Genomic DNA, 25348 nt, shown 5'->3' on the forward strand with positions numbered 1-25348 from the left:
GGACATCAAAGAAAAGCAGTGGCACTAATTAAGACTGATGCCCTGCGGAAAAGTTCTGCGGTTGTGCAAAAAAATTTCATTTTCAGGGCAACTTCAGTTTTATCCTAATCCTGGCCATACCATGACGATGATTGTCCCTGCCAGCGTCAGCAGGACGTTGGCGATTGCGTAAGTGCCCGCATAGCCCAGCGCCGGGATATTACTGCGAGCTGTATCACTGATGATCTCCATTGCCGGCGCGCAGGTGCGTGCGCCCATCATTGCGCCGAACAACAGTGCGCGGTTCATTCGCAATACATAAGCACCGAACAAGAAGCAGATAACCACTGGCACCAGACTGACAATCAATCCGGCAATCAACATTTGACCGCCAATCGCGCCCAGGCCGTTATTAATACCGCTACCGGCGCTCAGACCAACGCCTGCCATAAACACCATCAAGCCGAACTCTTTCACCATGCTTAATGCACCTTGCGGAATGTAACCGAAGGTCGGGTGGTTAGCACGCATAAAGCCCAGCATAATTCCGGCGAATAACAACCCGGCAGCGTTCCCCATGCCGAAACTGAATGTGCTGAACTGGAAGGTGATCATCCCGATCATCAACCCAATAACAAAGAAGGCGCAGAATGCCAGCAAGTCAGTGACCTGGCTGTGAATCGAGATAAAGCCGATGCGATCGGCGATGGTTTTTACCCGGCGGGCATCGCCGCTGACTTGTAAAACGTCACCTTTGTTAAGCACGACGTTGTCATCTATCGGCATCTCAATCTGGCTACGAATGACGCGGTTAAGGAAGCAACCGTGATCGGTCAACTTCAGTTGTGCGAGACGTTTACCTACAGCGTTATGGTTTTTAACGACCACTTCTTCAGTGACGATACGCATGTCGAGAAGGTCACGATCGAAAACTTCTTTACCGTTACGGAAGCTGGGATCGAGTCGGGCATGGGCGTCGGGATAGCCTACCAACGCTATTTCATCGCCCATTTGTAGCACGGCATCACCGTCTGGATTTGCCAGAATCCCGTTACGTCGAATACGTTCAATGTAACAGCCAGTTTGTCGATAAATACCCAGTTCACGCAGATTTTTGCCGTCGGTCCAGGCTACCAGCTCCGAGCCGACGCGGTAGGCGCGGATCACCGGCAAATAAACCTTACGGTTGGCATCTGTGTCCAGGCCACGTTCGCGGGCGATTTGCTGGGCGCTGGTCTGTAAGTCCTGATGCTGCAATTTTGGCAAGTAACGCGCACCAACAATCAAACTCACCAGACCGATTAAATAGGTTAAGGCATACCCGAGGCTCAGATTATCCAGTGCCAGTGAGAGCTGCCTACTTTCCATGCCGGAATGACGCAGTGTATCGCCAGCACCGACCAGAACCGGTGTTGACGTCATAGAGCCTGCTAACATACCGGCCGTCAGGCCAATATCCCAGCCAAACAGCTTACCTAACCCTAAGGCGATGACCAGCGCACTGCCAACCATCACCAGTGCTAACATTAGGTAATTTTTCCCATCGCGAAAAAAAATGGAAAAAAAGTTCGGTCCGGCTTCGACCCCGACGCAGAAAATAAACAGCATAAAGCCAAGATTAAGCGCGTCGGTGTTAATGCTGAAATGTTGTTGGCCTAATAACAGCGATACGACTAAAACGCCAATGGAATTACCCAGTTGGATCGAACCAAGTCGTAATTTCCCGAGACATAGCCCAAGCGCGAGGACCACAAATAATAACAGAATGTAATTCCCATTTAACAATTCGGCGACGTTTATATTCACGGAGGCTAACTTCTTGTTTACTAGTAAGCTGTTGAAAGAAATGGTAATTTACGATAATGTTTTTTACCAGAATTCAGGGCGCAGATTCATTCAGCGCACCTAAACGATAGTAAAGTAACAATATATTTTACTAGTGTAATCACATTAGGTATCAACGGCTATATGAATTGCGTTGGCCTATATTAGCATGGAATGCGAAGCGGCTTTATCTTACTGAACGCCACACTGGCGAAAAATGTGTTCGATAGACGCAGTGTCAGGAGGAACGAGTGAAACATAAACAACGTTGGGCGGGGGCAATCTGCTGTTTTGTCCTCTTCATTGTGGTGTGCCTTTTTCTGGCGACGCACATGAAAGGCGCTTTTCGGGCTGCCGGGCATCCTGAAATCGGCTTGCTGTTTTTCATTCTTCCTGGAGCAGTTGCCAGCTTCTTTTCACAGCGTAGAGAAGTCCTGAAACCTCTGTTTGGCGCAATGCTGGCGGCACCCTGTTCCATGCTTATTATGCGGCTGTTTTTTTCACCGACGCGCTCATTCTGGCAAGAGCTGGCATGGTTATTAAGTGCGGTGTTCTGGTGTGCGCTGGGGGCACTGTGTTTCTTATTTATCAGTAGTTTGTTTAAACCACAGCACAGAAAAAATCAATAAAGCCCTCAACGCGAGGGCTTGTCAGACGATCAGGCGTCCAGATTCTCTTTCACCCATGCAGCAAAATCGGTATAGCCGCCGATATGTTGCTGATCGACAAAAATCTGCGGCACGGTTTCTACGGGTTTACCTGCCTTTTGTTGTAGATCTTCTTTAGTGATCCCTTCCGCACGAATATCTACATACTGATACTGAAAATCATCGCGTTCATTGCTCAATTTCTCAGCCAGATCTTTTGCACGCACACAGTAAGGGCAACCCGGACGACCAAAAATAACGGTTTGCATTATTTCTCTCCTCATAGATTTATGCCTGTAATGATCACGCTAAAATGTATTCGCTGAAAGTAGGTTTAACCTGTTGCATTAATTGCTAAAAGCTATAACTGTTAAACACAATACAGTGAAAAGTTTTAGACTGAAGGCTCACTTTGCAGAGGGAAGCGTATGCGCGCGATCGGTAAATTGCCTAAAAGCGTGTTGATACTGGAATTTATCGGAATGATGTTGCTGGCGGTGGCGCTGCTGTCGGTAAGCGGCTCCCTGTCGCTGCCTGAGCCATTTTCTCGGCCAGAAGTGCAGATTCTGATGATTTTTCTCGGTGTTTTGCTCATGCTTCCCGCTGCGGTGGTGGTTATTCTTCAGGTGGCAAAACGTCTTGCCCCACAGCTGATGAACCGTCCACCGCAATATTCACGTTCAGAAAGAGAAAAAGATAATGACGCCAACCATTGAACTTATTTGTGGCCATCGCTCCATTCGCCATTTCACTGATGAACCCATTTCCGAAGCGCAGCGTGAGGCGATTATTAACAGCGCCCGTGCGACGTCTAGTTCCAGTTTTTTGCAGTGCAGTAGCATTATTCGCATTACCGACAAAGCGTTACGTGATGAATTAGTGACGCTGACCGGCGGGCAAAAACACGTAGCGAAAGCGGCGGAGTTTTGGGTGTTCTGTGCCGACTTTAATCGCCATTTACAGATCTGTCCGGATGCACAACTTGGCCTGGCGGAACAACTGTTGCTCGGTGTCGTTGATACGGCAATGATGGCGCAGAATGCATTAACCGCAGCGGAATCGCTGGGATTGGGTGGGGTATATATCGGCGGCCTGCGCAATAATATTGAAGCGGTGACGGAACTTCTGAAATTACCGCAGCATGTTCTGCCGCTGTTTGGGCTGTGCCTTGGCTGGCCTGCGGATAATCCAGATCTTAAGCCGCGTTTACCGGCCTCCATTTTGGTGCATGAAAACAGCTATCAACCGCTGGATAAAGACGAACTGGCGCAGTATGACGAGCAACTGGCGGAATATTACCTCACACGTGGCAGCAATAATCGCCGGGATACCTGGAGCGATCATATCCGCCGAACAATCATTAAAGAAAGCCGCCCATTTATTCTGGATTATTTGCACAAACAGGGTTGGGCAACGCGCTAAAACCGCCACGCCGATGTATGATACGCGGGCTTTTGACCAGGTCTGACAGAGAGGTGCAGGGTGAAAATTGCCATATTGTCCCGGGATGGAACGCTCTATTCGTGTAAGCGGCTGCGTGAAGCCGCTATACAGCGCGGTCACCTGGTTGAAATTCTTGATCCGCTTTCTTGCTACATGAACATAAATCCTGCGGCGTCTTCTATTCACTACAAAGGCCGCAAGTTACCCCATTTTGACGCAGTGATCCCGCGTATTGGCACCGCCATTACCTTTTATGGGACGGCGGCACTGCGCCAGTTCGAGATGCTGGGGAGCTATCCGCTCAATGAGTCGGTCGCCATTGCCCGGGCGCGTGACAAATTGCGTTCCATGCAACTGCTGGCGCGTCAGGGCATCGACCTGCCTGTCACGGGCATTGCGCATTCGCCGGATGATACCAGCGATTTAATCGACATGGTCGGTGGTGCGCCGCTGGTGGTCAAGTTGGTTGAAGGCACGCAGGGAATTGGCGTCGTGCTGGCGGAGACGCGTCAGGCGGCCGAAAGCGTGATTGACGCTTTCCGCGGTCTGAACGCGCATATTCTGGTGCAGGAATATATCAAAGAGGCGCAAGGGTGCGATATCCGCTGTCTGGTTGTTGGCGATGAAGTGGTCGCTGCGATTGAACGGCGGGCGAAAGAGGGCGATTTTCGTTCCAATTTGCATCGTGGCGGCGCGGCAAGCGTCGCCAGTATCACACCACAGGAGCGTGAAATCGCGATAAAAGCCGCGCGAACGATGGCGCTGGACGTTGCTGGTGTGGATATTCTGCGTGCTAATCGCGGGCCGTTGGTGATGGAAGTGAATGCGTCGCCGGGGCTGGAAGGAATAGAAAAAACCACCGGTATCGACATCGCGGGTAAAATGATCCGCTGGATCGAACGCCACGCTACGACAGAATATTGCCTGAAAACGGGTGGTTAGTCGCAATCACATTACTGATCATGGTTTTGCCTGCGCTTTTTGCGTAAGCTGTGCCGGTCTTTTTATCGAAAGAGGTTGTACAAAATTATGACATCGCTGGTCGTTCCTGGTCTGGATACGCTGCGTCAATGGCTCGATGACCTGGGGATGAGTTTTTTTGAATGTGATAACTGTCAGGCTCTGCATCTGCCCCATATGCAGAATTTCGACGGTGTCTTTGATGCCAAAATCGATCTGATCGATAACACGATCCTGTTTTCTGCCATGGCGGAAGTCCGACCTTCAGCCGTATTGCCGCTGGCGGCGGATTTATCTGCCATCAATGCCAGTTCGCTGACCGTGAAAGCATTTCTTGATATGCAGGATGATAATCTGCCAAAGCTGGTGGTTTGCCAGTCTTTATCCGTTATGCAGGGCGTAACCTATGAGCAGTTTGCATGGTTCGTGCGTCAGAGCGAAGAGCAGATTTCGATGGTCATTCTTGAAGCTAATGCCCATCAACTGCTGTTACCGACTGACGATGAAGGGCAAAACAACGTTACCGAAAACTATTTCCTCCACTGATAACTCCTTTCGAGTACGCAGTCGCTGCCGCAGTGACTGCGTGCTGCAAAATTATCTGCTGCTTTTAACCTTTTCTTAAAGATTATTTCACTTCTCTTGTGGCGATTTGGCTTTATCACATAGAGCAAATACGCATAAAAATTTGTTAAATACCGTTTTTTAATCCGAGCTATAGTCTCAAACCCTGGCTAAAGTTATTCTTGCGATGCTTTTATATAGCGAGCAGTGCTGGCCGGGAGAGAGTTCTCTTTTCTTACACCGCGCCGATAAAAAATATGCACGTTTATTGCATATCTTTCAGTGTGACAACTTTTGTTCGTTTGTTAACGAACTTTCAGAAGGAAAGAGATATGACCGCCTTAAATAAAAAATGGCTATCGGGTCTGGTTGCGGGTGCTCTGATGGCCGTCTCTGTCGGCACGCTCGCGGCTGAACAAAAAACACTCCACATTTATAACTGGTCTGATTATATCGCCCCGGACACGGTGGCCAATTTTGAAAAAGAAACCGGTATTAAAGTCGTCTACGATGTTTTCGACTCTAACGAAGTACTGGAAGGCAAATTAATGGCGGGTAGCACCGGCTTTGACCTGGTGGTGCCGTCAGCAAGCTTTCTTGAACGCCAGTTGACTGCGGGAGTTTTCCAGCCGCTGGATAAAAGCAAATTGCCGGAGTGGAAGAATCTCGACCCGGAACTGCTGAAGTTGGTTGCCAAACACGACCCGGATAATAAATTTGCTATGCCCTATATGTGGGCGACAACCGGGATTGGCTATAACGTCGATAAAGTCAAAGCGGTACTGGGCGAAAACGCGCCCGTCGATAGCTGGGACTTGATCCTCAAACCTGAAAATCTGGAAAAACTGAAAAGCTGCGGCGTCTCTTTCCTTGATGCACCGGAAGAAGTGTTTGCTACCGTGCTGAATTATCTCGGTAAAGATCCCAACAGCACTAAAGCAGATGATTACACCGGACCGGCAACCGATCTGCTGTTAAAGCTGCGCCCGAACATTCGTTATTTCCATTCATCTCAATACATTAACGACCTGGCAAACGGCGATATTTGCGTCGCTATCGGCTGGGCAGGTGATGTCTGGCAGGCGTCAAACCGCGCGAAGGAAGCGAAGAATGGCGTAAATGTCTCGTTCTCGATTCCGAAAGAAGGGGCGATGGCGTTCTTTGATGTCTTCGCCATGCCTGCGGATGCCAAAAATAAAGACGAAGCCTATCAGTTCCTGAATTACCTGCTGCGCCCGGATGTGGTGGCGCATATTTCCGACCATGTGTTCTATGCCAACGCGAACAAAGAAGCTACGCCGCTGGTAAGCGCGGAAGTGCGTGATAATCCAGGGATTTATCCTCCGGCGGACGTTCGTGCGAAGTTGTTCACTCTGAAAGTGCAGGATCCAAAAATAGACCGTGTGCGCACCCGCGCGTGGACCAAAGTGAAGAGCGGAAAATAATCCGTAGTCGTAGATGCCGGACGGGCGCACCACACCCGCCGGCAATTCGCACCATTATGGTGCGCTTGCACACATTCAATGCCGGAGAGCAGCCGTGAATGACGCTATCCCTCGCCCGCAGGCGAAAACCCGTAAGGCGCTGACGCCGCTATTAGAAATCCGCAACCTCACCAAATCCTACGATGGTCAACATGCAGTGGATGATGTCAGCCTGACCATCTACAAAGGTGAAATCTTCGCGCTGCTGGGCGCATCCGGCTGTGGCAAGTCCACGCTGCTGCGTATGCTGGCAGGTTTCGAACAACCTTCTGCCGGACAGATAATGCTTGATGGCGTCGATTTGTCACAGGTACCGCCTTACCTGCGCCCCATCAATATGATGTTTCAGTCTTACGCGCTGTTTCCGCATATGACCGTGGAACAGAATATCGCTTTTGGCCTGAAACAGGACAAATTGCCGAAAGCGGAAATTGCCAGCCGGGTCAATGAGATGCTCGGCCTGGTGCATATGCAGGAGTTCGCCAAACGCAAACCGCATCAGCTTTCCGGCGGTCAGCGACAGCGTGTGGCACTGGCCCGAAGCCTTGCCAAGCGCCCGAAACTATTACTGCTCGATGAGCCGATGGGCGCACTGGATAAAAAGCTGCGTGACCGGATGCAGCTTGAAGTGGTGGATATTCTGGAGCGCGTCGGTGTGACCTGCGTGATGGTTACTCACGATCAGGAAGAGGCGATGACCATGGCGGGGCGTATCGCCATTATGAATCGAGGGAAATTTGTCCAGATTGGCGAACCGGAAGAGATCTACGAGCATCCGACCACTCGCTACAGCGCCGAATTTATTGGCTCGGTTAATGTCTTTGAAGGTGTACTCAAAGAGCGTCAGGAAGATGGTCTGGTGCTTTATTCGCCGGGGCTGGTGCATCCACTGAAAGTCGATGCAGATGCTTCAGTGGTTGATAACGTGCCGGTACACGTAGCGCTGCGTCCGGAAAAAATCATGCTTTGCGAAGAGCCGCCCGCCAATGGTTGTAACTTCGCGGTGGGGGAGGTGATACACATTGCCTATCTCGGCGATCTTTCAGTGTATCACGTTCGTCTGAAAAGTGGGCAGATGATCAGCGCCCAGCTACAAAACGCCCATCGTCATCGTAAAGGGTTACCGACCTGGGGCGATGAAGTGCGTTTGTGCTGGGAAGTGGACAGCTGTGTGGTGCTGACGGTTTAAGGAGCAAAAATGAGTACACTTGAACCTGCTGCCCAGTCGAAACCGCCGGGCGGATTTAAGCTGTGGTTGTCGCAGCTGCAAATGAAGCATGGGCGCAAACTGGTGATTGCGCTGCCGTATATCTGGCTAATCCTGCTGTTTCTGCTGCCATTTCTGATTGTCTTTAAAATAAGCCTGGCGGAGATGGCGCGCGCCATTCCACCTTATACCGAACTGATGGAGTGGGCTGACGGGCAACTTTCCATCACTCTTAATCTCGGTAATTTCCTGCAACTGACCGACGATCCGCTCTATTTCGATGCTTATCTCCAGTCGCTACAGGTGGCGGCGATTTCGACTATTTGCTGTTTACTGATCGGCTATCCGCTGGCGTGGGCGGTGGCGCACAGTAAGCCTTCGACCCGTAATATCTTATTACTACTGGTGATCCTGCCGTCGTGGACCTCGTTTCTGATTCGCGTTTATGCCTGGATGGGAATATTAAAAAATAACGGCGTTCTGAATAATTTTCTGCTGTGGCTGGGGGTTATCGATCAACCTCTGACCATTCTGCATACCAATCTGGCTGTTTATATTGGCATTGTTTACGCCTATGTGCCGTTTATGGTGCTGCCGATTTATACCGCGTTGATTCGTATTGATTATTCGCTGGTGGAAGCGGCACTGGATCTCGGTGCAAGACCGCTGAAAACGTTCTTTACTGTGATCGTGCCGCTGACCAAAGGCGGGATTATTGCCGGATCGATGCTGGTTTTTATCCCGGCTGTGGGCGAGTTTGTGATCCCTGAACTGCTCGGTGGCCCGGACAGCATCATGATCGGGCGCGTGCTATGGCAGGAGTTCTTTAACAATCGCGACTGGCCGGTGGCCTCAGCGGTAGCGATCATCATGTTGCTGCTGCTAATTGTGCCGATAATGTGGTTCCACAAGCATCAGCAAAAAAGTGTGGGAGAACACGGATGAATAATTTACCGGTAGTTCGTTCGCCCTGGCGGATTGTGATTTTGCTGCTGGGCTTCACCTTTCTCTACGCGCCAATGCTGATGCTGGTGATCTATTCATTCAACAGCTCGAAGCTGGTGACGGTGTGGGCCGGCTGGTCAACACGCTGGTATGGTGAGTTATTGCGCGATGACGCAATGATGAGTGCGGTTGGTTTAAGCCTGACAATTGCGGCCTGTGCGGCGACGGCGGCGGCGATCCTCGGGACGATTGCGGCGGTCGTGCTGGTGCGCTTTGGCAGGTTTCGCGGATCAAATGGCTTTGCCTTTATGATCACCGCGCCGCTGGTGATGCCAGATGTCATCACGGGCTTGTCGCTATTGTTGTTATTCGTCGCGCTTGCTCATGCCATTGGCTGGCCTGCGGACCGCGGTATGCTCACCATCTGGCTGGCGCATGTCACTTTCTGTACGGCTTATGTGGCAGTCGTTATTTCGTCGCGTCTGCGGGAACTGGATAGCTCGATAGAAGAAGCAGCGATGGATCTCGGTGCGACGCCACTGAAAGTGTTTTTTGTCATTACGCTACCGATGATCATGCCCGCGATCATTTCTGGCTGGTTACTGGCTTTTACTTTGTCGCTTGATGATCTGGTGATCGCCAGCTTTGTTTCCGGGCCGGGAGCCACCACGTTACCGATGCTGGTCTTTTCCAGCGTGCGGATGGGGGTGAATCCGGAAATCAACGCCCTGGCAACATTGATCCTCTGCGCGGTCGGAATTGTCGGATTTATCGCCTGGTATCTGATGGCGCGCGCAGAAAAACAGCGGATACGCGACATCCAGCGTGCAAGACGTGGCTGAAGACACTAAAATTTGCCAACCTGGCTACATAATGCCGCGCATGTCGCGGCATTGTTTTCATGGAAGACGAAACGTTGGGATTTTTTAAGAAAACATCTTCATCTCATGCTCGCCTGAATGTGCCTGCGCTGGTGCAGGTGGCGGCGCTCGCCATTATTATGATCCGTGGCCTCGACGTGCTGATGATTTTCAATACGCTGGGCGTGCGCGGTATTGGCGAGTTCATTCATCGCAGCGTACAAACCTGGAGTCTAACGCTGGTCTTTTTAAGCAGTCTGGTGTTGGTTTTTATTGAGATCTGGTGTGCGTTTTCACTGGTGAAAGGGCGTCGCTGGGCGCGCTGGCTGTATCTGTTGACACAAATCACGGCCGCAAGTTACTTGTGGGCGGCTTCGCTGGGGTATGGTTATCCGGAGCTGTTCAGCATTCCCGGTGAATCAAAACGTGAAATCTTCCATAGCCTGATGCTGCAGAAGCTGCCGGATATGCTCATCCTGATGCTGCTGTTCGTTCCCTCGACCAGTCGGCGGTTCTTCCAGTTGCAATAATGTGTATAATCGTCGCCCCTGATGATGTGAAGGTCAATGTATGCAGTGCGCACTTTACGACGCGGGTCGCTGTCGTTCCTGTCAGTGGATAACGCAGCCGATTCCTGAGCAACTCTCCGCTAAAACCGCCGATCTTAAAAATCTGCTCGCCGATTTTCCGGTTGGGGAATGGTGTGCGCCAGTGTCAGGCCCGGAACAAGGGTTTCGTAATAAAGCCAAAATGGTGGTGAGTGGTAGCGTTGAAAAACCACTGCTCGGTATGCTGCATCGAGACGGCACACCGGAAGACCTTTGTGACTGCCCGCTTTATCCTGCCTCATTTGCGCCCGTTTTTGCGGCGCTAAAACCGTTTATCGCCCGAGCGGGGTTAACGCCCTACAACGTGGCGCGTAAGCGTGGCGAACTGAAATACATTCTGCTGACCGAAAGCTAGAGCGATGGCGGTATGATGCTGCGCTTTGTACTGCGTTCTGAAACCAAACTGGCGCAACTGCGTAAGGCGCTGCCGTGGTTACAGGAACAACTACCGCAGCTGAAAGTTATTACCGTCAATATTCAGCCGGTACATATGGCGATTATGGAAGGGGAGACGGAGATCTACCTGACGGAACAACAGTCGCTGGCGGAGCGTTTTAATGACGTACCGCTGTGGATCCGTCCGCAAAGTTTCTTCCAGACTAATCCGGCGGTCGCCAGCCAGTTGTACGCCACCGCGCGCGACTGGGTACGACAGCTGCCGGTTAAACATATGTGGGATCTGTTCTGCGGTGTGGGGGGCTTTGGTTTACACTGCGCGACGCCTGACATGCAGTTAACCGGGATCGAAATTGCGCCAGAGGCCATTGCCTGTGCAAAGCAGTCAGCCGCTGAACTGGGCTTAACGCGTTTACAATTTCAGGCGCTGGACTCCACTCAGTTTGCCACCGCCCAGGGGGAAGTGCCGGAGCTGGTGCTGGTTAACCCGCCGCGCCGCGGCATTGGTAAACCGCTATGTGATTATCTCTCAACGATGGCACCGCGTTTTATTATCTACTCCAGCTGTAACGCCCAAACCATGGCGAAAGATATCCGCGAACTGCCAGGTTACCGCATCGAACGGGTACAGCTTTTTGATATGTTCCCGCACACCGCGCACTATGAAGTGCTGACGCTGCTGGTGAAGCAATAAAAAAGCCGCAGGTGCGGCTTTCTGAATCTTACTGTGGGAACCACTGGTCATTGATTTTCTGATATGTACCGTCAGCTTTAATTGCTGCCAGCGCGTTATTCAGTTTTTCCAGCAGAGCTTTGTTATCCGGACGTACAGCGATACCCAGGCCGGTGCCGAAGTATTGCGGATCGGTCACTTTTTCAGTCGCAACGCCCAGTTGCGGGTTGGTTTTCAGCCATTCATTAACCACCGCTGTGTCACCAAATACCCCATCAATACGACCATTTTTCAGATCGATAAAGGCATTCTGATAACTGTCATAGGAGACAGTTTTCACTTCCGGGTGCTGATCCTGAATATATTTCTGGTGCGTAGTACCGTTTTCCATCCCAATACGTTTGCCTTTCAGATCGGCAAACGTTTTGTAGGTATCTTTTTTGGCAATCACGACGGCTGAGTTTTCATAGTAGGGCGTGGTAAACGATACCTGTTTGCTACGCTCCGGGGTGATATCCATACCGGAGATTACGGCGTCATATTTTCTGAATTTCAGTGACGGGATCAGGCTGTCGAACGCGTGATTAGTAAAAGTACATTCTGCCTGCATTTGTTTGCACAAGGCTTTTGCCAGATCGATATCAAAGCCGACAATCTCATTATTAGCACCTATAGATTCAAAGGGTGGATAGGTGGCTGAAACGCCAAAATTGATTTTCTCTGCGGCAGAAGCACCGAAAGTAAAGGAAGCAAGTAAAGCGGCAAGAACTAACTTTTTCATGATGGAACTCCCGTCTGTCAATCTTATGATTTTTAGCCGTGTCTGCGGCATGGGATAACAATGCCATCAAGTGAATTTATATGCAATAAATATGATTAAATAATTTACATGGAATAAAAAAAGACGGACAACTTAGTGGGTTGTCCGTCTTCATTATAAGAATTTATGCACTATGCAGGTCGGGTAAGACGTCCACGACGCATCCGGCATCAGCACGCAGCTACATTAATTCCGCCGTTCGAATGCCAGTGCTTTGCGCTCGATCAGACGCATCATCAGCGTCAGCAGGCCGTTGACGACCAGGTAAATAATCCCTGCCGCACCGAACACCATGACATCGTAGGTGCGTCCGTACAACAACTGGCTGTATCCCATCACTTCCATCAGCGTAATGGTGTAAGCCAGAGAGGTACTTTTGAACACTAGCACCACTTCGTTGGAATAAGAAGAGAGCGAGCGTTTAAAGGCATACGGCAGCAGGATCGCCAGCGTATCTTTTTTGCTCATTCCCAGGGCGCTACAGGACTGCCACTGACCTTCCGGGATCGCACGAATGGCACCGTAAAACAGCTGCGTGGTATACGCTGCACTGTTCAGCGACAACGCAATCAGCGCACATAACCACGGTTCTGACAACAGATGCCACAGTGCCGGATACTCCTGCAACGTCGGGAACTGGCCCGGCCCATAATAAATCAGGAAGATCTGCACCAGCAGCGGCGTACCGGTAAACAGCGTGATATAACCCCGCACAAGCCACACCAGTACCGGCGTTTTCAGCGTCAGGATGATGGTAAAAATCAACGCCAGAATCAGTGCCACAATCAGCGAGGCAACGGTTAGCGTCAGGCTGGTGTGCAGCCCTTTCATCAGTTCGGGTAAATACTCAAACATTAGCCAGGCCTCCGCTCAAAACGTGTCGCGCGCAGGTCAATGCGTTTGAGAATGTACTGACTGAGCAGGGTGATCACCAGGTAAATCGCCGCCGCCACAATGTACCAGGTAAACGGTTCCTGGGTACGAGTAGCAATGCTTTTGGTTTGTAGCATTAAATCATTCACACTAATCAAACTGACCAGCGCGGTATCTTTCAGCAGCACCAGCCACTGGTTACCGAGGCCAGGCAGCGCATGACGCCACATCTGCGGCATCACCAGACGGAAAAAGATAGCCGATTTCGACAGCCCCAGCGCCTGGCCGGATTCCCACTGACCCATCGGCACCGCTTTCAACGCGCCGCGCAGCGTTTGCGAGGCATAGGCGGCATACAGCAGCGACAGAGCGATGACACCACAAAGGAACGGGCTAACGTCGAAGTTCTCAATGTCCATCTGCACCGGGATCTGCACGAACCCAAGATTGATAGTGAAGCCATCCGAAAGCGTCAGCAGCAGCTGCGAGGAGCCAAAATAGATAAACAGCACCACCAGAATTTCTGGCAGGCCACGCAGAATGGTTACCAGCGCTGAACCTGCCCACGCGACAGGACGCCATTTTGCCGACTCCCATACCGCAAAGAACATCGCCAGCGCCAGCCCGACAATCAATGCACAAACGGCAAGGCCGACGGTCATCCCGGCGGCGCTTGCTAAAGGAAAAAATTCATTCATCAGGAATTACTTCTGGAACCATTTGTTGTAGATGGTTTCGTAAGTGCCATCTTTCTTCACTTTTTCCAGCGCAGTGTTGAGTTTCTGCTGCAGTTCAGTGTTGCCCTGACGTACCGCGATGCCGAGGCCAGTACCGAAATAATCTTTATCGGTCACTTTATCGCCCACTGCCGCCAGTTTCGGGTTGTCTTTCAGCCACTCGGTGACCACTGCAGTGTCACCGAATACGCTGTCGATACGACCGTTTTGCAGATCCAGTTTTGCGTTCTGGTAGCTGTCATACGGAACGGTGGTGATTTCCGGGTGCTTATCCATAATGAACTTCTGGTGTGTCGTCCCGTTCTGAACGCCGACTTTTTTGCCTTTCAGCTGATCAACACTGGTGTATTTGCCTTGCTGACCCACAAACAGGGCAGAGTTGTCATAGTACGGCGTGGTAAACAGCACCTGCTTTTCACGCTCCGGAGTGATATCCATGCCCGCCATCACTGCTTCTACGCGACGGAATTTCAGGCTTGGGATCAGGCTGTCAAACGCCTGGTTAGAGAAAGTACAGGTTGCATCAATCTCTTTACACAGCGCCTGTGCCAGGTCGACGTCAAAACCAACGATCTGGTTGTTTGCATCAATCGATTCAAACGGAGGATAGGAGGCTTCGGTAGCAAAACGAATGGTTTCGGCAGCTGTGGCGGAAAGACTAAAACCTGCAATTAACGCGGCAATCAGAACTTTTTTCATTGTTGTTATCCCGAATATTAGTGAGAGAGATAGTTTTTAAATGCTTCGGTTTGCGGCTCGGTAAAGCAGCTCGCGTCGCCTTGTTCTACGATATGACCGTTTTCCATATACACCACTCGGCTGGCGGTTTTACGCGCCACTTCAACTTCGTGGGTGACGATCACCTGGGTAATATTCGTTTCTGCCAACTCACGAATGATGCTGACGATTTGTGCCGTAATTTCCGGGTCCAGTGCGGCGGTCGGTTCATCGAACAGCAGTACCTGCGGTTCCATCATCAACGCACGGGCAATAGCAACACGCTGCTGCTGACCACCAGAAAGATGCAGCGGGTAACGATCGCTATAAGGTTTGAGACGCAGACGTTCCAGCAGTTTTTCTGCACGGGCCAGCGCCTGATCTTTGCTCAACCCCAGTACACGGCAGGGCGCTTCAATCAGGTTTTGCTGCACGGTCAGATGCGGCCACAGGTTGTATTGCTGAAACACCATGCCAACGTTACGACGCAAATCGCGAATCGCTTTGTCAGAGGGTGTTTTGGTGAAATCGAAATGGTTGCCTGCAATGTTGAGCGTACCGGAGCGCGGCATCTCAAGCAGATTGAGTACACGCAGCAGCGAGCTTTTACCCGCGCCGCTGGGGCCAAGTAACACCAGCGTTTCGCCCTGTGGGCAATCCAGCGTGATATCGAACAGCGCCTGATGCGCGCCGTAGAAGCAATTAATGCCGTTTAATTGAATACTCATTGACACTCGTATACTGGCAGTCTGATAGCTATTGAGGTCGAAGATAGTACCTTTGACAGAATAATTATGCAATATTTCTGCTTTAAAAGTTAAAAGCAAAGCGCATTATTCAATAAACATAGCACAAAATAACGGGGGCGGTGGTCGGCGAGCATAAATGTCGGCATTCCTCACGAAATGCCGGACAATTTACGGGGTTTATTGGTTGATCAAGGCTTTAGCGATTCTCGATGGACTGACGGAGCGTACCCGCTGTGGCGTGAACGCTACCGCCTAAGTAGCGCACATCGTCGATGACCCAACACTGGCCTTCCTGAATCATTAACACTTCATCCTGCCATCCTTGGTCACCCTGTTTGAGATCCACGCGCAATGGAATGTTACGGGCATCACGATTAGGGATAGTCGATGCACTGGCAACGTGGGCGCTGTCTGGCAAGGTGGTTCGACTGGAGAACGGATCGCTGCTTAACAATTCACGATGACTATTATCGCGGCTGGCATCGCTAAGTAGGGTTGCCAGTTTGTCACTCAAATAGGGGCGCAGGGCGGTAATGTCATTGCTGCGATGTTGAATGCGGTAGTCATAGAATTGTTGAGCCACGCTGTCAGGGCCACCCTGGACACAGGAACCGGTGCGGGGGCCGTTATCTTTATAAGCTGGCGTGACGGTGGTACAGGCACTCAGCAGCAGTGCACATGGAATAAGTAGAGATAGTGAACGGTAGCGCATAATCATTTCCTTATTAGCTTGCTGTCTGTGTCACACTACGACCAAACACTATCAGATTATTTAATACATTGTTTTTAGTACAATTCTGAAACAATCTGAACACCTGATTAGGTTTGAGTCCATTGCTGGCTACCCACTCAAGGTTGCTCGTAGCTGACTTACTTAAATTACTCAAACAATAGACAGTGTAAACCATTTGTGAGGTTGAGCGTGTTATATGGCTGAAATGATCATTTAAGGTAAATGTGATAGTTCTGAAATGGCGGGATAAATCCTCCTGTAGAGGTTAAGAGCATCTGCAAGAAGCCAGTTTCACATTTATAACGCGTGATAAATGAACGCGGTTATTGTCTAATCATTACAGAATTTTTCACATGCAATAAGAGATCCTGCGATTAAGATGATTGCTAAAATTATATTGTATTTTTGAAAATGAGCGAAATTTGATAGTCCCAGCTTTGACTTTTGATAATATTATATATGCTACAGTTGTGGGTAAAGAATTTAAGCTAATGAGTTTGAGTGAAGAATAAATCAAACTGTATCAGTATTTCGTTAATTAATATGAGTATAAATGCGTTGTGCTTTTATAATAAAGCACGAGGAGTTCAGTGGAATATCTTTTCCCTTGGGTGATTTTTAATATGATAAACAATATATCTGATCAAGCATCATCATTTCCAGGCACACAACTGAATCAAAGTGATAATTTCCTCGATTCACTGAGGGAATTTTTCGCGATATTAAATTCCAGTCGTAAGGGTGAGTTGTCTACATGGGACACCATCTACTTGCATCTGATATTAGCAATAAATGCTGATAGTGATCTCATAAAAAATGATGAGTTGCTAGCGGAAAATATTCCATCAGCGAATTATCAATTTAATATATTTTTTAGTAATGCTTTCGAGATTGATGTTAAAAAATATCTTGGCAAATCAGAAGATAACGAAGTTGAAATAAAAGTGGGTAATGAAAGAATTACCATTGGAATACGTAATATATCGAATGGAAAACTTGAAAGACAAAAATTTCTTTTCCCACTGGACTATGAGAATAAATTACAACATCAATTAGACAAGTATTTTACGATTGAATTGCACCCATTATTATACAGGCATACTATGGGTAGTAAGATTGCGAATGTGATTTTTGAAAAATTATACAGTCGTATTGACTTTAACAAAGAGCAATATATATCCTTTATAAAGGATGCGTTTATTCATTTTTATGATTATAGCAGGCGATATGCAATTAGTGAGAATATCGCAAAAGACGCTGTAACAAACAATATCGCATTGATGAGCACTTTTTATGACAGTGATAATACGTCAGGTGAGGTTTTAAATAATGATTTTACAGAAGAAGAGTCATTTGAAACTGCGTTAGATGTAGAGCATGCAATAGTGCTTGGATTTGCTGATGATAATTTTGAAACAAAACCTGTTCATTATCAGGATTTATTAACACGATTTAGTGCCTTTCAAGATACCGTGTTTAATTTGTTTCCTGAAATGCACTCTTCGCATTACAACGATATTTGTAGCATAAGTGTGGATATGACAAAGGGAACGCAATGCATGATCCACTTGATGGTGAATGAAGAAGTTTTCATGTCTCTGCCTGTTCCAGTTGCCACGATGGTACGTGAAGATGCAAGTAATTTAGTCAATCTTAAAACACTACTCAATGATGGTTGTTTCATTAAATATAGTCATTTTAATGACGTGGCATTAATAAAGCAAAACATAAGTAATCTCTACTTATCACACACTGTTGTGAATGAAAGCATATTGAAAAAATGTTGTTTTGAAAACGGCAGTTTAGGTGATGTTAAAATAACAAATAGCAATATAGTAAACAATGTATTCAAAAATGTTTCGTTTAGATCTGTTAAAATTAACAACGTAAATACTCATTCTTTAAAATTTATTAATTGCCATTTTTTTAATGTTGATATGATAAGAGTTAATTTCAGCAAATGTCTTTTTCATGACTGTAGTATGCATGGTGTCAAGATAAAACCATGGTTGCCAGTAAAATGGACAAAAGAGTTAATAAATGATTATTTGTATGGCTGTTTACTATCTCTGTACTCTATCTGTGCAAGGGATATATATAATATGAGCGCCGGGAATAACGTGAAGGTTGCTGCGGATGCTTTCCTTGAAATTATTTTCTCTCTTAAGAATAAATATTGCATTAAACTATTAAGCGCTCAGGATCGGGCGTTTATTTACGAATTTGCAAGAATGATCTTCGCTTATATTAATGACAAAAGCATTGAGATCTTATTACTTTCTTGTTTTGCGGCGTCTGACCAAAAAGCAATCCAGAGGTATATACCTCAGTCACAAGATGGGGAAGACTTTAGGAGTCATTTACAATATAAGTTGCCTCTTTCCGCTCATTAATGTTGTTGGTGCAACATAATAAGACAGGTAAGCGGTACCCTATAATGAAACCAATATCGGGTTATGCAACGGATAATCGTAAAGACTTAAGTGGGTGTTTTTGACACAATGAGATGATTTCCTAAACTGATCAAAACCTTCTTCCCAACATGGCATATCAGTCCGATAATGCTTTAGAGATCGAAGGCTTAACAAACAAGGAGATCGATCATGCAATTTTCTACAACCCCAACTCTGGAAGGCCAGACCATCGTCGAATATTGCGGTGTGGTGACCGGCGAAGCGATTTTAGGTGCCAATATTTTCCGTGATTTCTTTGCCGGTATCCGCGATATCGTTGGCGGACGCTCCGGTGCCTACGAAAAAGAGCTACGTAAAGCGCGGGAGATCGCCTTTGAGGAACTAGGCTCCCAGGCGCGGGCACTGGGGGCCGATGCCGTGGTTGGTATTGATATCGACTACGAAACGGTCGGGCAAAACGGCAGTATGCTGATGGTTAGCGTCAGCGGTACGGCGGTGAAAACGCGTCGATGAGAAGAGTCTTCTGGCTGATCGCTGTCGCTCTGTTACTGGCAGGGTGTGCAGGCGAAAAAGGCATTGTCGAGAAAGAGGGATATCAGCTTGATACCCGACGCCAGGCGCAGGCGGCGTATCCGCGCATTAAAGTGCTGGTGATCCACTACACCGCAGATGATTTTGATAGCTCGCTGGCGACACTGACCGATAAGCAGGTCAGTTCGCATTATCTGGTGCCTGCTGTGCCACCGCGATACAACGGTAAACCGCGCATCTGGCAACTGGTGCCGGAACAGGAGCTGGCCTGGCATGCGGGGATTAGCGCCTGGCGCGGGGCAACGCGCCTTAACGACACCTCTATTGGCATTGAGCTGGAAAACCGTGGCTGGCAGAAATCAGCCGGAGTTAAATATTTTGCCCCGTTTGAACAGGCACAGATTCAGGCGCTTATTCCGCTGGCGAAAGATATTATTGCCCGTTATCACATCAAGCCGGAAAACGTAGTGGCGCATGCGGATATTGCGCCGCAGCGCAAAGACGATCCGGGGCCGTTATTCCCCTGGCAACAACTGGCGCAGCAGGGGATTGGTGCCTGGCCGGATGCGCAGCGGGTGAACTTTTACCTTGCCGGGCGCGCGCCGCACACACCGGTAGATACCGCATCATTGCTGGAGCTTTTGGCGCGCTACGGTTATGACGTTAAACCTGATATGACACCGCGCGAGCAGCGGCGCGTGATTATGGCGTTCCAGATGCATTTCCGCCCGACGTTATACAACGGCGAAGCGGATGCAGAAACTCAGGCGATTGCCGAAGCGTTGCTGGAGAAATACGGGCAGGATTAGCGCGGCAGTTTTCCGTGGTCGCGTAGCCAGGCGGCAGTTTTCTCGATACCTTCATCCAGGGTGAGGACTGGTTGATAACCTAACTCTTCCTGCGCACGCGTAATATCCAGCGTAAAGTCAAAATTCAACTTGGAGACGCCGTAGTGGGTCAGCGGCGGCTCTTTTGCTGACTTGCGGCCTAAACGCTCCATGCTGCGGGCGATCATATCCAGCATCGGGTAGGGGACGGAACGAATACGACAGTCAATATTCAACTCGTCGATCAGCTTCTGCACGATGCTGCGCAGTGTGCGATGCTCGCCGTTGGTGATGTTGTACACACGCCCGGAAGGTAGCTTATCGCAGGCTTCCTGGCTTGCCAGCCACATGGCGTGCACGGCATTTTCATAGTAGGTCATATCGACCAGCGCACTGCCGCCGTGCGGTAACAGAATGCTGCCGTAGTGGTGCATCATATGCGCCAGACGGGGGATAAAGACTTTATCGTGCGGTCCGAACAGACTTTGTGGGCGCAGAATAGTAAAGCGCGTTTGTGGATTCGCCTGCGAAAGCATATTGATCACTTCTTCGCTGGCTGCTTTGCTGCGGGCAAACTCGTTGGCAAAGCGGTGAGGGCGAAAATCTTCTTTAATATCGCGATGGTGGTGATAATCGAAGTACAGGGAGGGGGAAGAGATATGAATAAAGTTACGCACACCCCAGGCGACAGCCCATTCACCCAGGCGGCGAGTGGCGCGAACGTTAGCCAGATCGAAAGCCTGTTGTGTCCCCCAGGGCGAGGTAAAGCTGGAGCAGTGCCACAGCGTATCAATGCCCGCGAGCATCACTTTAGCTTGTGATGAGACCAGCTCGGTCAGATCCGCCGGAACAAACTCTGCGCCCATTTTTTCCAGCAATTTACCCATTGCCTCGTTGCGACCGGTCGCTCGCACGCTGATGCCTTTCTGGCATAAAAACTCTACCGCGTTTCGACCTAAGCCGCTGGTGGCGCCGGTAACCAGTACCTTCATATCAATCCACTGTTGTTGAGAAAATAACGTGCGCATTCTTCCGTGATTTCCCCCATGATGCAATGGGAAACATGAAAGAATAACGCAGGTTTTGTCGATTAATCTGTGCTTTGTTCTGCCAGTCTGGCGATTCGTTTTGCCATTCCGCGAAAAATAAACAGATGCGCGGGGATCATCAATAACCAGTAAAACAGCCCCGGCATACCGTGCGGATGCCAGAATGCGCGAACATCGATAGTACGATAGTCACCTTTATCTTCCAGGGTAAAACACAGTCGTCCCAGCCCCGGCGCTTTCATGCCAAATAACAGCGTAAGTTGTTTTTCCGGTTCAACGACAATCACTTTCCAGCTATCCACCGCATCGCCGGTCTGCAAATATTCACGCTCCGGGCGGCCTTTCGCCAGCTTATGACCGATCGCGCGGTCCATCAACGCCCGGGTTTGCCACAAAATATTGCCAAAGAAATAACGCTCTTTACCGCCGATTTGATTCACCACCTGCCATAAAGCCGCAAGGCTGGCGGACGTTTTAACGGTAAACCCCGCCTGTTTGGCGAAATAACCGTACTCCGGTCGCCAGCGGGCAAAGGCCTGAGCGTCGTAGCCCCAGTCGCTGGAGTTGACCAGCTTTTCTTCTTCTTTCAGGGTGCGACGTACCGCGTCATCGAAAGCGATCAGCCGTTGTGGGATGAGTGCACGTAACGCGGTGTCATCTGCCAGCAGATCGTGTTTCAGCCCCTGAATCAACGCTTTGGCGGTGGTGGGCGGTACGGAAGTAATCACATTGAGAAACCACACCGAAATCCAGCGGGTCGGAAAGGGGATGGGGATCAACCAGCGACGCTTACCGCTCACCGCCATAAAATGTTCAAACTGTTGCTGATAACTGAGCACCTCTGGTCCGGCGGCTTCGAAGATGCGGTGTTCGTTGGCTGGATGGTCTAACAGCGCCACCAGATAGTGCAGCAAGTTTTCCAGCGCGATGGGCGTGGTGCGTGAACGTACCCAGCGTGGCGGCGTTAACACTGGCAGGTTGTAGACCATATCGCGCATGACTTCGAACGCCGCTGAACCTGCGCCAACGATAATTCCGGCCCGCAGTTCGGTCACTGGTACATTCGCTTCACGAAGAATGTCCGCCGTAGCCTGACGAGCACGCAGATGATCCGACTGCTCATGTGGCGGGGCCTGCAACGAACTGAGAAAGATTAATTGCTTAACTGGTACTTCACGTAGCGCATCGCGGACGTTGAGAGCCACCTGGCGCTCCTGAGCGATAAAATCGCCGCTTTCGCCCATGCTGTGCACCAGAAAATAGACGGTATCGATATCCTGTAACAGGGCCGGAAGGTTATCCGGCCAGCTGAGATCGACTTTATGGCAACTGACGTTTGCCAGTTGCAGCTTTGCAAGCCTGTCGACATGACGTGCCGCCGCCAGGATCTGATGCCCTTGCTGGCTGAGAGTTCGCACCAGATGCTGACCAATGTAGCCACTGGCACCGAGAACTAAAATGCGTTGCGGCACGTCTCCCTCCTTAACGCGCCAGGAATGCGCGCCAGTGGGCGGCGACTTCAGCCAGTTGCTCGCGCGAGACGTCGAGATGCGTCACCAGGCGGACAATCGGCGAGGCGTTAATCAGCACGTTTCTCGCTTTCATGTATTCGCCTAACGCGGCAGCATTTTCTTCCCCGACGCGAACAAACAGCATATTGGTGTCCTGACGCATCACATCCGCGCCTGCTTCACGCAACTGCTCCGCCATCCAGGCGGCATTGTCATGATCTTCCTGCAAGCGTGCGACGTTATTTTTCAGCGCATACATCCCGGCGGCTGCCAGAATGCCGGACTGGCGCATCCCGCCACCGGTCATTTTCCGCCAGCGAATTGCACGTTTAATGTAGTCACGGTTACCGACCAGTAACGAACCGACTGGCGTACCAAGACCTTTCGACAGACAAATGGTGAACGAATCACAATATTGCGTGATCTCTTTTAGTTCGCAGCCATAAGCCACGATGGCATTAAAGATGCGCGCACCGTCAACATGCAGCGCCAGATTGCGCTCGCGAGTAAATTCCCATGCTTCTTTCAGGTATTCCCGCGGCAGCACTTTGCCGTTGTGGGTGTTTTCCAGACTGAGTAATTTGGTGCGGGCGAAATGGATATCGTCGGGTTTGATTTTCATCGCCACTTTATCCAGCGGTAGCGTGCCGTCGGCAGCCGCGTCGATGGGTTGCGGTTGAATACTGCCCAGCACCGCCGCGCCACCGGCTTCAAACAGATAGTTATGCGCGGCCTGACCGACAATATACTCTTCGCCGCGTTCACAGTGACTGAGCAGAGCGACCAGGTTGGCCTGAGTGCCGGTAGGCAGAAAAATGGCGGCTTCTTTACCGGAAAGCTCTGCTGCATAGTCCTGCAGAGCATTAACGGTAGGGTCGTCTCCGTAAACGTCGTCCCCAACCGGGGCGGCCATCATCGCTTCGAGCATGGCGCGGCTCGGTCGGGTAACGGTATCACTGCGTAAATCAATCATGGCATGTCCTTATTATGACGGGAAATGCCACCCTTTTTACCTTAGCCAGTTTGTTTTCGCCAGTTCGATCACTTCATCGCCGCGTCCGCTGATGATTGCGCGCAGCATATACAGGCTGAAACCTTTGGCCTGTTCGAGTTTGATCTGCGGTGGAATGGCTAATTCTTCTTTGGCGACCACCACATCCACCAGCACCGGACCGTCGATGGAAAAGGCGCGTTGCAGGGCTTCATCGACTTCAGAGGCTTTTTCCACGCGAATACCCGTAATTCCGCACGCTTCGGCAATGCGGGCAAAGTTGGTGTCGTGCAGCTCAGTACCGTCTGTCAGGTAGCCTCCGGCTTTCATCTCCATCGCCACAAAGCCCAGCACGCTGTTATTAAAGACGATAATTTTCACCGGCAGTTTCATCTGCACTACTGAGAGGAAATCGCCCATCAACATGCTAAAACCGCCATCGCCGCACATGGCGACCACCTGACGTTCCGGCTCGGTTGCCTGCGCACCCAACGCCTGCGGCATGGCGTTAGCCATCGAACCGTGGTTAAACGAACCTAACAGACGACGCTTGCCGTTCATTTTCAGATAACGTGCCGCCCACACCGTTGGCGTACCAACGTCACAGGTAAAGATGGCGTCATCGGCGGCAAAATGACTAATTTGCTGCGCCAGATATTGCGGGTGAATGGCTTTCTCGCTCGGTTTAGCTAAATCGTCCAGCCCTTTGCGGGCGTCGCGGTAATCTTCCAGCGCTTTATCCAGAAACTTGCGATCGGCTTTTTCTTCCACCAATGGCAGCAATGCACGCAGAGTCGACTTGATATCGCCGACCAGTGCCATATCCACCTTGCTGTGAGCGCCGATGCTGGCTGGGTTGATATCAATCTGAATGATTTTGGCATCGGTCGGGTAGAAGGCGCGGTAGGGGAACTGAGTACCGAGTAGCACTAACGTGTCGGCGTTCATCATGGTATGGAAACCTGACGAGAAGCCAATTAATCCCGTCATTCCGACATCATACGGATTATCGTATTCGACATGTTCTTTACCGCGCAGGGCATGAACAATAGGCGCTTTAATTTTCCCGGCAAACTCAACTAACTCTTTATGCGCCCCCGCGCAGCCGCTGCCACACATCAGGGCGATATTGCTGGAATAACGCAGCAGTTGCGCCAGTTTGCGTAACTCTTCTTCTTCCGGCGTCACGACTGGCTGTGGCGCATGATACCAGTGCGAGGTTGCCCCTTCTGGCGCAGGTTTTAACGCCACGTCGCCCGGTAACACGACAACGGAAACGCCACGGTTAAGCACCGCTTTGCGCATGGCAATCGCCAGCACTTGTGGGATCTGCTCTGGGCTGGAAACCAGCTCGCAATAGTGACTACATTCGCGGAATAACTCTTGTGGGTGGGTTTCCTGGAAATAGCCGCTGCCAATTTCGCTGGAGGGAATATGAGCGGCAATCGCCAGTACCGGAACGTGATTGCGGTGGCAATCGAACAGGCCGTTGATTAAGTGCAGGTTTCCGGGGCCGCACGATCCGGCACAGACCGCCAGTTCTCCTGAAAGTTGTGCTTCAGCGCCAGCGGCAAAGGCCGCCACTTCTTCATGGCGGGTGGACATCCACTCGATGGTGCCCATGCGATTAAGACTGTCACTAAGACCGTTCAGAGAGTCGCCCGTGACTCCCCAGATGCGTTTCACGCCTGCCGATTCGAGTGTTTTGGCGATATAAGCTGCAACCGTTTGTTTCATGGTTCTCCATCTCCTGAATGTGATAACGGTTACAAGTTTAGTTCATCTGACGGAGGGGGAAGGGATGGG

General features: G+C 50.1%; 25 protein-coding genes and 1 pseudogene. 14 read left to right on the forward strand and 12 right to left on the reverse strand.

Annotated elements, in window-relative coordinates; all coding sequences use genetic code 11:
* Positions 1-99: 99 nt before the first annotated feature.
* On the reverse strand, positions 100-1785 hold the full coding sequence (locus ACJHYR_RS06280) for an aspartate:alanine antiporter (RefSeq protein WP_001024883.1): 1686 nt from the start codon (positions 1783-1785) through the stop codon (positions 100-102).
* Positions 1786-2054: 269 nt separating this feature from the next.
* On the opposite strand from ACJHYR_RS06280, the gene ACJHYR_RS06285 reads away from it, so the two are divergent.
* Positions 2055-2432 carry an inner membrane protein YbjM gene (locus ACJHYR_RS06285; protein ID WP_000681108.1) on the forward strand — a complete coding sequence of 126 codons (378 nt, stop codon included), beginning with the start codon at positions 2055-2057 and terminating at the stop codon, positions 2430-2432.
* Between the two features lie 29 nt (positions 2433-2461).
* Here ACJHYR_RS06285 and grxA read toward each other — a convergent pair whose 3' ends face one another.
* The gene (grxA, locus tag ACJHYR_RS06290; RefSeq protein ID WP_001195231.1) at positions 2462-2719 is read right to left on the reverse strand and encodes a glutaredoxin 1; all 258 of its coding nucleotides are present in this window, start codon (positions 2717-2719) and stop codon (positions 2462-2464) included.
* A 159-nt stretch (positions 2720-2878) separates the two neighbouring features.
* Here grxA and ACJHYR_RS06295 point away from each other — a divergent pair, with 159 nt between their 5' ends.
* The 10 genes and pseudogenes from ACJHYR_RS06295 (at position 2879) to rlmC (ending at position 11611) form a co-directional block, all read left to right on the forward strand.
* Positions 2879-3166, forward strand: coding sequence for a DUF1418 family protein (locus ACJHYR_RS06295; RefSeq protein ID WP_001201580.1), 288 nt, complete (start codon positions 2879-2881; stop codon positions 3164-3166).
* Positions 3150-3872 (forward strand): nitroreductase NfsA, encoded by a 723-nt coding sequence (gene nfsA / locus ACJHYR_RS06300; RefSeq protein ID WP_000189134.1) that lies wholly within the window; start codon positions 3150-3152, stop codon positions 3870-3872. Before ACJHYR_RS06295 ends, nfsA begins: the two co-directional genes overlap by 17 nt.
* Positions 3873-3932: 60 nt before the next feature.
* The gene (rimK, locus tag ACJHYR_RS06305; protein WP_000684321.1) at positions 3933-4835 is read left to right on the forward strand and encodes a 30S ribosomal protein S6--L-glutamate ligase; all 903 of its coding nucleotides are present in this window, start codon (positions 3933-3935) and stop codon (positions 4833-4835) included.
* A gap of 87 nt (positions 4836-4922) precedes the next feature.
* The gene (locus ACJHYR_RS06310; protein ID WP_000203025.1) at positions 4923-5399 is read left to right on the forward strand and encodes a YbjN domain-containing protein; all 477 of its coding nucleotides are present in this window, start codon (positions 4923-4925) and stop codon (positions 5397-5399) included.
* Positions 5400-5749: 350 nt separating this feature from the next.
* Entirely contained in the window at positions 5750-6862 is a 1113-nt protein-coding gene (potF, locus tag ACJHYR_RS06315; protein WP_000126075.1) for a spermidine/putrescine ABC transporter substrate-binding protein PotF, read from the forward strand.
* A 94-nt stretch (positions 6863-6956) separates the two neighbouring features.
* The gene (gene potG, locus ACJHYR_RS06320; RefSeq protein ID WP_000996007.1) at positions 6957-8090 is read left to right on the forward strand and encodes a putrescine ABC transporter ATP-binding subunit PotG; all 1134 of its coding nucleotides are present in this window, start codon (positions 6957-6959) and stop codon (positions 8088-8090) included.
* 9 nt (positions 8091-8099) lie between these two features.
* Positions 8100-9053, forward strand: coding sequence for a putrescine ABC transporter permease PotH (gene potH, locus ACJHYR_RS06325; protein WP_000105436.1), 954 nt, complete (start codon positions 8100-8102; stop codon positions 9051-9053).
* Entirely contained in the window at positions 9050-9895 is an 846-nt protein-coding gene (potI, locus tag ACJHYR_RS06330) for a putrescine ABC transporter permease PotI (RefSeq protein ID WP_001061664.1), read from the forward strand. The genes potH and potI overlap by 4 nt, the downstream gene beginning before the upstream one ends.
* A 59-nt stretch (positions 9896-9954) precedes the next feature.
* Positions 9955-10443, forward strand: coding sequence for a YbjO family protein (locus ACJHYR_RS06335; RefSeq protein WP_000389260.1), 489 nt, complete (start codon positions 9955-9957; stop codon positions 10441-10443).
* Positions 10444-10483: 40 nt separating this feature from the next.
* Positions 10484-11611, forward strand: a pseudogene (rlmC, locus tag ACJHYR_RS06340) (23S rRNA (uracil(747)-C(5))-methyltransferase RlmC).
* A gap of 28 nt (positions 11612-11639) precedes the next feature.
* Here rlmC and artJ read toward each other — a convergent pair.
* The 6 genes from artJ to ACJHYR_RS06370 all read right to left on the reverse strand — a co-directional run bounded on the left by artJ (position 11640) and on the right by ACJHYR_RS06370 (position 16198).
* Positions 11640-12371, reverse strand: coding sequence for an arginine ABC transporter substrate-binding protein ArtJ (gene artJ, locus ACJHYR_RS06345; RefSeq protein WP_001295905.1), 732 nt, complete (start codon positions 12369-12371; stop codon positions 11640-11642).
* 225 nt (positions 12372-12596) lie between these two features.
* Positions 12597-13265 (reverse strand): arginine ABC transporter permease ArtM, encoded by a 669-nt coding sequence (gene artM / locus ACJHYR_RS06350; RefSeq protein WP_000464491.1) that lies wholly within the window; start codon positions 13263-13265, stop codon positions 12597-12599.
* Positions 13265-13981, reverse strand: coding sequence for an arginine ABC transporter permease ArtQ (artQ, locus tag ACJHYR_RS06355; protein ID WP_001001687.1), 717 nt, complete (start codon positions 13979-13981; stop codon positions 13265-13267). The genes artM and artQ overlap by 1 nt, the downstream gene beginning before the upstream one ends.
* Positions 13982-13987: 6 nt before the next feature.
* Positions 13988-14719 (reverse strand): arginine ABC transporter substrate-binding protein ArtI, encoded by a 732-nt coding sequence (artI, locus tag ACJHYR_RS06360; protein WP_000756575.1) that lies wholly within the window; start codon positions 14717-14719, stop codon positions 13988-13990.
* A 17-nt stretch (positions 14720-14736) separates the two neighbouring features.
* Entirely contained in the window at positions 14737-15465 is a 729-nt protein-coding gene (gene artP, locus ACJHYR_RS06365) for an arginine ABC transporter ATP-binding protein ArtP (RefSeq protein WP_000027205.1), read from the reverse strand.
* Positions 15466-15682: 217 nt separating this feature from the next.
* Entirely contained in the window at positions 15683-16198 is a 516-nt protein-coding gene (locus tag ACJHYR_RS06370; RefSeq protein ID WP_001270657.1) for a lipoprotein, read from the reverse strand.
* A 644-nt stretch (positions 16199-16842) separates the two neighbouring features.
* Here ACJHYR_RS06370 and ACJHYR_RS06375 point away from each other — a divergent pair.
* From ACJHYR_RS06375 to amiD, 3 genes are all read left to right on the forward strand, one after another.
* A complete protein-coding gene (locus ACJHYR_RS06375) occupies positions 16843-18612 on the forward strand; it encodes a pentapeptide repeat-containing protein (RefSeq protein WP_047663863.1) in 1770 nt (589 codons plus the stop codon).
* 210 nt (positions 18613-18822) lie between these two features.
* The gene (locus tag ACJHYR_RS06380; protein ID WP_001160737.1) at positions 18823-19146 is read left to right on the forward strand and encodes a heavy metal-binding domain-containing protein; all 324 of its coding nucleotides are present in this window, start codon (positions 18823-18825) and stop codon (positions 19144-19146) included.
* A complete protein-coding gene (gene amiD / locus ACJHYR_RS06385) occupies positions 19143-19973 on the forward strand; it encodes an N-acetylmuramoyl-L-alanine amidase AmiD (protein WP_001255153.1) in 831 nt (276 codons plus the stop codon). Before ACJHYR_RS06380 ends, amiD begins: the two co-directional genes overlap by 4 nt.
* Here amiD and ACJHYR_RS06390 read toward each other — a convergent pair.
* The 4 genes from ACJHYR_RS06390 to poxB form a co-directional block, all read right to left on the reverse strand.
* Positions 19970-20983 carry an NAD-dependent epimerase/dehydratase family protein gene (locus tag ACJHYR_RS06390; RefSeq protein WP_001305933.1) on the reverse strand — a complete coding sequence of 338 codons (1014 nt, stop codon included), beginning with the start codon at positions 20981-20983 and terminating at the stop codon, positions 19970-19972. The genes amiD and ACJHYR_RS06390 overlap by 4 nt on opposite strands.
* A 98-nt stretch (positions 20984-21081) precedes the next feature.
* The gene (locus ACJHYR_RS06395; protein WP_033866869.1) at positions 21082-22512 is read right to left on the reverse strand and encodes an SDR family oxidoreductase; all 1431 of its coding nucleotides are present in this window, start codon (positions 22510-22512) and stop codon (positions 21082-21084) included.
* Between the two features lie 10 nt (positions 22513-22522).
* Positions 22523-23524, reverse strand: a complete 1002-nt coding sequence (gene ltaE, locus ACJHYR_RS06400; RefSeq protein ID WP_001522745.1) for a low-specificity L-threonine aldolase — start codon at positions 23522-23524, stop codon at positions 22523-22525.
* 36 nt (positions 23525-23560) lie between these two features.
* A complete protein-coding gene (gene poxB, locus ACJHYR_RS06405; RefSeq protein WP_000815339.1) occupies positions 23561-25279 on the reverse strand; it encodes a ubiquinone-dependent pyruvate dehydrogenase in 1719 nt (572 codons plus the stop codon).
* Between the last annotated feature and the right edge of the window lie 69 nt (positions 25280-25348).

Source organism: Escherichia sp. WS1450, assembly GCF_046487395.1.
Lineage (GTDB): Bacteria > Pseudomonadota > Gammaproteobacteria > Enterobacterales > Enterobacteriaceae > Escherichia > Escherichia coli.

Bases quoted from the DNA above. Each gene is read 5' to 3' on its own strand.
- amiD (WP_001255153.1), top strand. From the start codon at position 19,143: ATGAGAAGAGTCTTCTGGCTGATCGCTGTCGCTCTGTTACTGGCAGGG.
- artJ (WP_001295905.1), bottom strand. From the start codon at position 12,371: ATGAAAAAGTTAGTTCTTGCCGCTTTACTTGCTTCCTTTACTTTCGGT.
- ACJHYR_RS06310 (WP_000203025.1), top strand. From the start codon at position 4,923: ATGACATCGCTGGTCGTTCCTGGTCTGGATACGCTGCGTCAATGGCTC.
- nfsA (WP_000189134.1), top strand. From the start codon at position 3,150: ATGACGCCAACCATTGAACTTATTTGTGGCCATCGCTCCATTCGCCAT.
- grxA (WP_001195231.1), bottom strand. From the start codon at position 2,719: ATGCAAACCGTTATTTTTGGTCGTCCGGGTTGCCCTTACTGTGTGCGT.
- potI (WP_001061664.1), top strand. From the start codon at position 9,050: ATGAATAATTTACCGGTAGTTCGTTCGCCCTGGCGGATTGTGATTTTG.
- ACJHYR_RS06295 (WP_001201580.1), top strand. From the start codon at position 2,879: ATGCGCGCGATCGGTAAATTGCCTAAAAGCGTGTTGATACTGGAATTT.
- poxB (WP_000815339.1), bottom strand. From the start codon at position 25,279: ATGAAACAAACGGTTGCAGCTTATATCGCCAAAACACTCGAATCGGCA.
- artM (WP_000464491.1), bottom strand. From the start codon at position 13,265: ATGTTTGAGTATTTACCCGAACTGATGAAAGGGCTGCACACCAGCCTG.
- artP (WP_000027205.1), bottom strand. From the start codon at position 15,465: ATGAGTATTCAATTAAACGGCATTAATTGCTTCTACGGCGCGCATCAG.
- artI (WP_000756575.1), bottom strand. From the start codon at position 14,719: ATGAAAAAAGTTCTGATTGCCGCGTTAATTGCAGGTTTTAGTCTTTCC.
- potF (WP_000126075.1), top strand. From the start codon at position 5,750: ATGACCGCCTTAAATAAAAAATGGCTATCGGGTCTGGTTGCGGGTGCT.
- ACJHYR_RS06370 (WP_001270657.1), bottom strand. From the start codon at position 16,198: ATGCGCTACCGTTCACTATCTCTACTTATTCCATGTGCACTGCTGCTG.
- artQ (WP_001001687.1), bottom strand. From the start codon at position 13,981: ATGAATGAATTTTTTCCTTTAGCAAGCGCCGCCGGGATGACCGTCGGC.
- ACJHYR_RS06375 (WP_047663863.1), top strand. From the start codon at position 16,843: ATGATAAACAATATATCTGATCAAGCATCATCATTTCCAGGCACACAA.
- potH (WP_000105436.1), top strand. From the start codon at position 8,100: ATGAGTACACTTGAACCTGCTGCCCAGTCGAAACCGCCGGGCGGATTT.
- ACJHYR_RS06335 (WP_000389260.1), top strand. From the start codon at position 9,955: ATGGAAGACGAAACGTTGGGATTTTTTAAGAAAACATCTTCATCTCAT.
- ACJHYR_RS06380 (WP_001160737.1), top strand. From the start codon at position 18,823: ATGCAATTTTCTACAACCCCAACTCTGGAAGGCCAGACCATCGTCGAA.
- ACJHYR_RS06390 (WP_001305933.1), bottom strand. From the start codon at position 20,983: ATGAAGGTACTGGTTACCGGCGCCACCAGCGGCTTAGGTCGAAACGCG.
- ltaE (WP_001522745.1), bottom strand. From the start codon at position 23,524: ATGATTGATTTACGCAGTGATACCGTTACCCGACCGAGCCGCGCCATG.